At 71.3% G+C, this 9404-nt stretch carries 8 protein-coding genes; all 8 read right to left on the bottom strand.

Annotation, left to right across the window (positions count from 1 at the left end; all coding sequences use genetic code 11):
* Window positions 1-1593 (bottom strand): GMC oxidoreductase (locus tag LQV45_RS03085; RefSeq protein WP_230005692.1); only part of this gene is annotated, 1593 nt, incomplete at its 3' end.
* The gene (locus LQV45_RS03080) at window positions 1586-3100 is read right to left on the bottom strand and encodes an MFS transporter (RefSeq protein WP_230005691.1); all 1515 of its coding nucleotides are present in this window, start codon (window positions 3098-3100) and stop codon (window positions 1586-1588) included. The genes LQV45_RS03080 and LQV45_RS03085, both read right to left, overlap by 8 nt.
* A gap of 131 nt (window positions 3101-3231) precedes the next feature.
* On the bottom strand, window positions 3232-4224 hold the full coding sequence (locus tag LQV45_RS03075) for a fumarylacetoacetate hydrolase family protein (RefSeq protein ID WP_230005690.1): 993 nt from the start codon (window positions 4222-4224) through the stop codon (window positions 3232-3234).
* A complete protein-coding gene (locus LQV45_RS03070; protein WP_290370198.1) occupies window positions 4221-5231 on the bottom strand; it encodes an amidohydrolase family protein in 1011 nt (336 codons plus the stop codon). Before LQV45_RS03070 ends, LQV45_RS03075 begins: the two co-directional genes overlap by 4 nt.
* Entirely contained in the window at window positions 5228-6361 is a 1134-nt protein-coding gene (locus LQV45_RS03065; protein ID WP_230005689.1) for an FAD-dependent monooxygenase, read from the bottom strand. The genes LQV45_RS03070 and LQV45_RS03065 overlap by 4 nt, the downstream gene beginning before the upstream one ends.
* Window positions 6362-6397: 36 nt before the next feature.
* The gene (locus tag LQV45_RS03060; protein ID WP_230005688.1) at window positions 6398-7390 is read right to left on the bottom strand and encodes a cyclase family protein; all 993 of its coding nucleotides are present in this window, start codon (window positions 7388-7390) and stop codon (window positions 6398-6400) included.
* Window positions 7387-8334 carry a fumarylacetoacetate hydrolase family protein gene (locus tag LQV45_RS03055; protein WP_230005687.1) on the bottom strand — a complete coding sequence of 316 codons (948 nt, stop codon included), beginning with the start codon at window positions 8332-8334 and terminating at the stop codon, window positions 7387-7389. The genes LQV45_RS03060 and LQV45_RS03055 overlap by 4 nt, the downstream gene beginning before the upstream one ends.
* Before the next feature lie 2 nt (window positions 8335-8336).
* Window positions 8337-9353, bottom strand: a complete 1017-nt coding sequence (locus LQV45_RS03050) for a VOC family protein (RefSeq protein WP_230005686.1) — start codon at window positions 9351-9353, stop codon at window positions 8337-8339.
* Window positions 9354-9404 lie beyond the last annotated feature (51 nt).

Raw genomic sequence — 9404 nt, 5'->3', positions numbered from 1 at the left:
CTCTTCCGCCGTGGCGGAGGAAGCAGCCCCGCGCAGTTCCTCCACGAGCCGGCGAGCGCCGCGCACGGCGATCGCCACGCTCATCAGCGTCGGGTTCATCGTGTTGGCCGTGGGGATGAGCCCGTTGCCTCCGACGAGCAGGTTCTCGAAGCCCCACACGTGGGAGTGCGGGTCCGCGACCGATGTGGCGGGGTCGGTACCGGCGCGCATCGTGCCCATGTAGTGCAGGCTCGATCCGTTCGGCAGCAGCCGCGGCTCGGCGATGAACTCGCCGAGGGCGTTCCCGGCGCGACGGAGGCGTTCGGTCGCCTCGGCGATCTCGGCATCCTCCCGGTCGGTCAGCGCGTACTCGATCGTGAAGTTCGGCAGTCCGCGGTAGTCCCGCTCGTCGTCGCTGAAGGTGACACCGTCCTCGACGCGCGGGAACTTGCGCACGCCGAAGCCCATGTTCACGTACCCCCACCGGTTGCCCGAGGCCGGGTGTGCGGGATCGAGGGCGAACGGGGGATTCTCGGCGTACATGATCTGCGCCGAGTACGGGTGGTCCGGCTCCGAGAACGGGATGCGATTCACCGCCGCCACGGGGTCGGCCGGGTTCGTCGCCCGGCGCGCGAGCTCCTGCTGCAGTTCGTCGTCCGACACGAGGGCGCCCATGCGCTCGGCATCCAGGGCGACGGTGCTGATGACCACGTGGTGCTCGGTCAGGTAGCGGCCGAGCGGTGCGGGGCGAATGCCGGACGCCCACAGCAACTGGGGCGACCGGAACGCGTCGGCGGCGACGACCACGGCATCCGCCGCGACGGCCGACTGCTGCGCCGTGCGCAGATCCTCGACGACGACCCCCGTCGCCCGGCGACCGTCGTGCTCGACGCGGCGCACGAGCGTGAGGTCGCGCAGCTCGAAGCGCGACGCGACCTCGCTGTCGGAGTCGAGGAGCGGCCCCAGCACCGTGTCCGCACCCGCCCAACGCATCGAGCCGTCGGGCTGCGGGTCACCCGCGACGGGAAGGGTGCTCACGCCGTACCCGTCGGGCAGCTCGGCCCCGAACTCCCGGTCGAGCAACGTGCGGATCGCCGCGCCGACCGGGGAGTCCGAGAACGCCGCGCTCTGCGCGTGCAGCAGCCCCTCGGCGGTGGAGATGAGGTCCTCCCATTCCTCACCCGCGACGAAGTCGAGCTTCTCGCTGAACGCCGGGCGCGGGATCGCGCAGGTCCAGTGCGCTCCCTGACCGCCGACGTTCGTCGCCGCGGCCGCCGCCGGGAAGGTCGGGGCGTGCGCCGATCCCTCGCCGCCGAAGTCGAGCAGGTGCGTCCCCTGCCGCGCGGTGAACATGCCCTCGACGACGGTTCCGGCGGGGATGCCGAGCGAGGCGCGGAACTCCCCGGCCTGCGGCCCCTGCGAACGCTCGCGGGCACGGGCCTTCTCGTCGGCATCGACGATGTTGCGCACGCTCGCACCGGCGGGATCGGTGACCTGCGGTCCCGCCTCGAACATCACGACGCGCGCCGCGGGGACGTTCTCGAGGATCACGCGGGCGTAGGCGGCGCCGATCGGGCCACTGCCCACGACGACGACGGTGGGGGTGTCAGACATGTTCTCTCCTTCGAGGTCGGACGGAATCAGGGGTCGAGACGGGGGCGGATGCGGGCATCTCGTCCGAGAGCCGCCCCGCGGGCAGGAGCAGGGCGATCACGAAGCCGCAGGCGTACACCGCCGCCAGGCCGAGGAACACCGGCGCGAACACGTCGTGGTAGTCGACCGCGATCTCGCCCTGCACCGCGGGAGTCGCCGCGCGGGCGGCCGCGGGCGTCAGGGTGGCGGCATCCAGCCCGGCGGGGAGCGCGGCGGCCACGCCGAACCCGACGATCCCGCCGATGACCGCGGTGCCCACCGCGGATCCGATCTGGCGCACGAGGTTCGTCGTCGCCGTCACGGCGCCGAGGTCCTCGCGGGAGGCTGCGCTCTGGACGACCGCGAAGATGATGTTCATGAAGGAGCCGGTGCCGACACCCACGACGGCCATGACCGCCATCGGGACCCAGAGCGGCATCCCGGCCGGAAGCGCCGCCATCGTCGCCAGACCCGCCGCCGCCATCCCCGTGCCGAGCACGGGATACAGACGGTAGCGCCCCGAGCGGCTCACGAGCCACCCCGTGAGCAGGTTGCTCACGAGCATGCCGAGCACCGTCGCGATCGGGACGAGCCCCGACACCGTCGCGCTCGTGCGGTACGCCATCTGCACGTACGTCGGCATGTACGCGACGATCGCGAACAGCCCCGTGCCGATGATCAGCGACAGCCCGAGGCACGCGAGGACCGTGGGGTTGCGGAACAGCCTCGGCGGCAGGATCGGCGCCGCCGCGCGCCGCTCGATCACGACGAGGGCCAGGATGCCGACGACCGCCACCGCCGCGCACACGAGCGCGGCCGGTCGCAGGGCGTCGTCGCCGATCCAGGTCACCGCCAGCACCAGGGCGACGAGGGCACCGGTGAACACGAGCGAGCCGGGAACGTCGAACCGCGGGTGCGCGCCGCCGGGCAGGCGAGGGAGAGCCACGAGCGCCAGGGCGAGGGCCGCGAGACCGAGGGGGACGTTGATCCAGAAGACCCACGACCAGCCCCAGAAGTCGGTGATGAGCCCGCCCACGACGGGTCCGACGACGATCGCCACGGGGAACGCGGTTCCGATGATCGCCATGTATCGGGGACGCTGACGGGGGCTCGTGACGCGGGCGATGATCGTCTGCGACATCAGCTGGAGGCCCGCGGAGCCGAGGCCCTGGATCACGCGGGCAGTGATGAGCCAACCGAGGTCGGGGGCGAAGCCGCACGCCAGCGAGGCGACGAGGAAGAGACCGAGCGACACGACGAAGACGCGGCGGGGGCCGACGACGTCGCCGAGCTTTCCGAGCACGGGCAGCATCACGGTGGCGGCGAGGGTGTAGCCGACCATGATCCAGCTCATGTGCTCGAGCGCGCCGAGATCACCGGCGATCGTGGCGAGCGACGTCGACACCACCGTGTGGTCGAGGGCGCCGAGGAACGACACCGCGAGAAGAGCGACGACCAGGATGCGGACGCGCGCAGGGGAGAGAGTCATACGTGGGGCGCCCGTACGACCGGGCGATCGACGCGACCGTGTGTGCCGCTCCGGCTCCCTCACCGGGCGAACGGACCCGCGGGGCCCCGACGTCTCGCCCAGCATACGCCGACTTTTGTCTTATTTCAACATTAGTGCGCGAGGTGGCCTTCGACCCGGAACCGCGCCCGCGGACGCTCCCGCGCCCGAGACACCGGCGGCGCGGCCACCCTCTCCCCCACGACGTTGACGATCTCGCCGACGCCCTCGATGACCATGCGCACCTCGTCGCCGGGCTCGAGCGGCCGCGGGTCGAGCGCCCCGCGGCGTCCCCACAGTTCCCCGAGGCATCCGCCGTTGCCGACGGTCCCCGAGCCGAGCACGTCGCCCGGGACGACGACGGAGTTCCGCGCGGCGTACGCCACCAGCTCGGGGAACGGCCAGCCCATGTTGGACACGAGGTCGGCGCCGACCTGCTCGCCGTTGATGAACAGCTCGGCGCGCACCGCCAGGAAACCGTCGGCGTCGAGGAACGGTTCGAGCTCGTCGGCCGTGACGATCCACGGACCGAGCGTCATGGCGAAGTCCTTGCCCTTCGCCGGCCCCAGCCGCACCTTCATCTCGCGCGACTGCAGGTCACGTGCCGACCAGTCGTTCATCACGGTGTACCCGAAGATGTGGGCCGTGGCGGACGCGGCATCCAGGTTCTCGCCCTCGGAGCCGGGCACGCCGCCGATCACCACAGCCAGCTCCAGTTCGACGTCGAGACGCTGCGTCTCGGGGATCGCGACGATGTCGCCCGTCGCGCACACGGTGTGCGGGTTGGTGAAGTAGAACGTCGGAGCCTCGTACCACTCCGGCACGACCTCGCTCTTGCCGTCGACCGACGCGCTCACGCCCTCGACGTGCTCCTCGAACGCGACGAAGTCACGGATCGAGGCCGGCACGAGCGGGGCGAGCAGCCGCACCTCGGCCAACGACCGCGCCGTCGCCGTGTCGCGCCGCGCGAACAACGCCCGCGCCGAAGCCAGCCCCTGCGCGAGCACCTCCGCCACGCGCAGCCCGTCGGGGAACGGGATCACCGACTCTCCGTCGACGAATCCCTCACCGATATCGGCACCGTCGACCCACCGCGCGATCCTCACGCGCGCACCCGCGTGCGCAGCAGCGCCTCGGCGTTGGCCCCGAGGATCGCCGCGACGTCGGCGTCGGGCAGCCCCGATCCGCGCACGAACGCGGCCGGGTCGTCGAGCCCCATGTCGAACGGGAAGTCACTGCCCAGCAGCACCCGATCGGCCCCGGCGGCCTCGACGAGCCAGCGCAGCGCCCGCTCGTCGTGGACCACGGTGTCGAACCACAGCTTCGACAGGTACGTCGAGGGGGCCTCGGCGCACGCGTGCGCTTCGGGCCGCACCCGCCACGCGCGGTCGGAACGCCCGATCGCCGTGGGCAGGTACCCACCGCCGTGCGCCGCGACCAGGCGCAGCTCCGGATGCCGATCGAGCACGCCCGCGAAGATGAGGTGCGACAGCGCCACGGCGTTCTCGACGGGCTGCCCGACCGTGTTGGAGAGGTAGAACCGGTCCAGTCGCTCGTCGAGCGAGCAGCCGAACGGGTGCAGGAACACCACGGCGCGGAGCTCGGCGGCGCGGGCCCAGAACGGCTCCAGGCGCTCGTCGCTGAGCTCGACATCGCCGGCGAACGACGAGATCTCGACTCCGGCGAGCCCGCGACCGAGCACCGCATCGTCGAGCGCGTCGACGGCGAGGTGCGGGTGCTGCAGCGGCACCACCCCGAGACCGACCAGGCGATCCGGCGCCTGAGCGACGTGCGCGGCGATGAGACGGTTCGCCTCGCTCGACGCCCACGTCGCGAGGCCCTCGCCGGCCCACGGGTAGAAGTGGTTCGGCGACGGACTGACCCACTGCCGGTCCACCCCCTGCGCGTCCATGGCGGCGAGGCGCGCGGCGATGTAGGTCAAGCGCGGGAAGCGCTCCCCGATCATGCGCCCGGACGCCTGCATGCTCGCCAAGCCGTTACGGCGCAGCTCGAGATCGGCCGCGGCCTGCACCTCGTCGGGCACGCGCCGCTCGACCTCGGCGTGCAGCCCCGGCATCAGCAGGTGGGCGTGGACGTCGACGACCTCGCTCACGCGCGGACCGCCGTGAGCTGTGCGACGCGGAACATCAAGCCGCCCATGTCGGCGTCGCGGACGCCGTCGAGCTGCCACTGCCCGAGCTGGACCGAGGCATCGACGATGGCGCTCGCCCGCGCGATGCGGCGGTCGTGGAACTCGTCCCACAGCGCCGGGTCCACGGCATCCCGGTTCACGAGCAGCTCGGTGAGGACGGCGGCATCCTCGAGCCCCTGCGCTGCGCCCTGGGCGATCGTGGGCGGGCAGCTGTGCGCGGCGTCGCCGATGACGACGGCGCGGCCGCGGTTCCACGGCGCGTCCACGAGGTGCCGCGTGAACCACGTGTAGTTCGCATCCGCGCCGGCTTCGATGTCGGCGCGGATGGAGTTCCACGGTCCGTCGTAGGCGCGCGACTGCTCGACCATGATGCGGCGGGCGTCTTCGGGCGAGACGCGGGAGCGGTCCTCGGCCTTCTCGACCAGGAACGCGTACATCGTGTCGTCGCCGGTGGGGGTGTAGCCGGCGATGTACATGGGTCCGCCGTAGTACAGCTCGCTGCGGTCGACGTCGGCGGGGAGCGAGACGAACGTGCGCCAGATGCCCATCCCGGTCTGTTCGGGCGCCACCTGGATACCGATGAGCTCGCGCACCGTGGAGTGCAGGCCGTCCGCGCCGATCAGCAGGTCGTACGTGCCGAACGGTTCGCCGTCGATCTCGACGTCCACGGCGTCGGCGGACTGCGTGAGGCCGGTGACGCGACGCCCGAAGTGCACGTGCGCGCCGTTCGTCTCGGCGGCGGCGAGGAGGATCCGCGCCAGGTCGGGGCGGGACATGCCCATGGTCGAGGGGTAGTCGGGGCCACCGGTCTTCACGTCGGGCAGCGCCGCGACGATCGGAGCACCCGGCCCCGGGGCACGCAAGTTCAAGCCCTCGAAGGGCTTGCCGGCGGCCGCGACCTCGTCCCACACACCGAGCTCGTCGAAGACGCGCAGCGCGTTGCCCTGCAGGGTGATGCCCGAACCGCGGGTGGGCAGCGACGGCTGGGCGTCGAAGACGTCGACGTCGACTCCGGCCCGGGCGAGGAAGATGGCGGATGCCAGGCCGGCGACGCCGGCGCCGGCGATGGCGACTCGTTGGACGGCGGTCATGTCAGAACCTCTCTGTTCTTTCGACGGGGATCAGGCTTACAGCAGGGCGACGGGATTCACGGGTGATCCCACGGCGCCGGTGATCGGGAGGGGCGGGGCCGACAGGAGGAACTCCCAGCGTCCCGCAGACGCGCACGCTTCGGCCAGAGCGTCGAGGTTCCACATCTCGCCGATCGTGAGTCCGATGTTCGGGATGACGACCTGGTGGAGAGGCTGGAAGGCGGGAACGTCGAACTCGTTCGGCCGCACCTCGAAGCCCCACGTGTCGGTCGCGATCGCGGCGATCTCGGTGCGGTGCAGCCACCCCGCCGTGGTCAGCGACAGTCCCGGCGCGGGGCCGCCGGCGTAGTCGCCCCACCCCTCGCGCTGCACGCGCGTGAACTGTCCGGTGCGAACGAGCACGATGTCGCCGCGCCCGACGACGACGCCCTGTGCCGCGGCGCACGCGTCGAGGTCGGCGGCGGTGATGGCGTAGCCGTCGGCGAGCTCGGCCGTGTCGGAGGCGAGGTGCCGACCGAGGTCGAGCAGCACTCCGCGCGAGACGATGACGTCGGCGGCGTGCTCGATGCCCGTGACCAGGTCGCCGTCGCTCGTGACCACGTCGCCCGCTCGGCGGCCGTTCCAGGCGAAGCCGTGATCGAAGATGTGCCCGAGGCCGTCCCACTGCGTGGAGCACTGGAGCGGCATCGCGATGACGTCGTCGGCGCCGCCGATGCCGTGCGGGAAGCCCTGGTTGCCGCGCTCGGCATCCGTCCCCGTGTCGGTCATCGTGTGCACGGGATTGGTGCGCCGCCGCCAGCCCTTCTGCGGACCGTCGGTGTCGAAGCGCTGCGAGAGCGAGATCGAGACCCCCTCGCGCACGAGCGCGGCAGCCGCGCGACGCTTCTCGGTGTCGATGAAGTTGAGCGTGCCCAGAACATCGCCCTGTCCCCACCGCCCCCAATTCCGGTAAGCCTGGGCGCGCGCCGCGATCTCGGCCTCGGGGTTCTGCCGGTCGAGGTCGCGGGGGTCTTCCGAGAGTGCGCTCACTCCGCCGCCTCCGCGACGCAGCGCACCGTCTGCGTTCCGAGCGCGCCGATCGTCCCGGTCATGACGTCGCCGTCGCGCAGGAACCTCTTCCAGTGCTGTCCGTTGCCGGCGGGGCTGCCGGTCAGCAGCAGGTCCCCCGGCAGCAACGGGTGGGTCTGGGATGCCGCCGACACCAGCGCGGGCACGTCGAAGAGCAGGTCGGAGGTGGTGGCATCCTGCATCACCTGACCGTTCAGCTCGAGGCGCATGGGGGTGTCCGCGGGGTCGACGAACCGCGCCGGCACGAGGAGCGGTCCCGTCGGCAGGAACCCGGGAGCGTTCTTGGCGCGGTACCAGTCGGTGCCGATCTCCTTCATGTCCTTGCGGAACACGAGATCGCGCGTGGTGATGTCGTTGACGATCGTGTAGCCGGCGACGTGGTCGAGGGCGTCCTCGCGCGAGACGCGGAACGCCTCGCGTCCGATCACAACGGCGAGCTCGAGCTCCCAGTCGTGCACCTCGCTGTACGCGGGCAGGACGAGCGGGACGTCGTCGCCGACGACGCACGCGGGAAGACCGACGAAGAAGTACGGCTCGCCACTGCGAGCGCGCTCGTCCATCATGTCCGCGGCGAACGCGCGCGCCTCCTCGGGGCTGCGGTCGGTGTTCTGCGTCAGCCCCGCGGCCACGAGCTCGATGACGTGCTGCCGGTAGTTGGCACCGGTCTGCAGCACCTGCCGCGGCTCGACGGGCGCCGTGAGAGTGACCTCCGAGAGCGGATGCCACTCCCCCGGCGCCTCGATCAGGGCTTCCAGCCGATCCCAGTCGGGGTCGGCGAGGAAGGCGTTCAGACCGCCCCCGAGCTCGCCGTCGGAGAGCGCGCGGATGCGGTCGCCGGCCACGAGGCCGATGCGCACGGCATCCCCGTCCCGGAATCTCGCGAGGGCGAAGGGGGCGGTCGTCATCGTCAGCCCCGACCCTGAACGGCGTACGGGTTGAGCAGCGCGTCCTTGATCTCGTCGGGCACGCCCTCTTCGGTGGCGCTGGGGCCGTCAGCCGGCGGGAACGACTCGGTCATCGACATCGGCATGGCACCGTTGCGGTACATGTTGTTCGACCCGAGCGACGGCTTCCAGGTGTTCGCCTCCCAGTCGGGGACGTAGTTGCGGTAGCCGCCGGTGTTCAGCTCGATGCGCAGCGTCGAGGGCTCGCGGTAGTACAGGAAGGTCTGCTCGCCGATGCCGTGGATGTTGGGGCCGTACTCGATCGGGATGCCGTTCTCCATCAGGGTGTCGGCGGCGATGAGGAGCTCTTCGCGAGTGTCGACCCAGAACGCGTAGTGGTTGATGCGACCGGCGCGCGTGGAGCCGTCGAGCACGACGCCGAGGTCGTGCGACTTCTCGTTCGTCGTGAGCACCGAGAACACCGAGATCGGCGCCTCGTCGAGCACGGTGCGGGCCATGAAGCGGAAGCCGAGCGTGTCGACGTACCACTGCACGAACGCGTCGACGTCGCTCGTGGCGACGGTGACGTGGTCGAGCTGACGCGGCGCCCCGGCGACGGAGCTGCGCTTCTCGGGGCGGTCGGGGAAGATCGACGCGGTGTGCGGCTCGGCGCCGTGGCGCTCGACGTCCCAGTGCAGCGTCATGTTGTGGCCGAACGGCCCGGTGAAGCGGTAAGCCCGCCCGATGCCGCGGCCCTCGAACCACTCGCCCTGGATGCCGGTGGCCTCGACGCGCTTCGCGGCCTCGGCGAGCGCCTCGGCCGACGAGGTGCGCCAGGCCATGGTCTCGAGGGCCGGCTCGTGGCCGCGGACCACGACGACGGAGTAGGCGTAGTAGTCGCCCCAGCAGCGCAGGTAGACACGGTCGTCCTCGCGCGCGACCTCGGTCAGGCCCACCTGTGTGACGTAGAAGTCCACCGAGGCATCGACGTCGGGCGTCGTGATCGCGACGTAAGACAGGTGCGAGAGAAGCTTGATCATCTTCGATCCTTTCGGGGAATCGGGCCGTTCCGACTCTTCTTCCACTATCCG

This window comes from Microbacterium sp. Bi128 (assembly GCF_918698205.1).
The sequence above is the reverse complement of the archived record's forward strand: the minus strand, read 5'-3'. Positions and strand labels throughout refer to the sequence as shown.

Bases quoted from the DNA above. Each gene is read 5' to 3' on its own strand.
- LQV45_RS03080 (WP_230005691.1), bottom strand. From the start codon at position 3,100: ATGACTCTCTCCCCTGCGCGCGTCCGCATCCTGGTCGTCGCTCTTCTC.
- LQV45_RS03065 (WP_230005689.1), bottom strand. From the start codon at position 6,361: ATGACCGCCGTCCAACGAGTCGCCATCGCCGGCGCCGGCGTCGCCGGC.
- LQV45_RS03055 (WP_230005687.1), bottom strand. From the start codon at position 8,334: ATGACGACCGCCCCCTTCGCCCTCGCGAGATTCCGGGACGGGGATGCC.
- LQV45_RS03050 (WP_230005686.1), bottom strand. From the start codon at position 9,353: ATGATCAAGCTTCTCTCGCACCTGTCTTACGTCGCGATCACGACGCCC.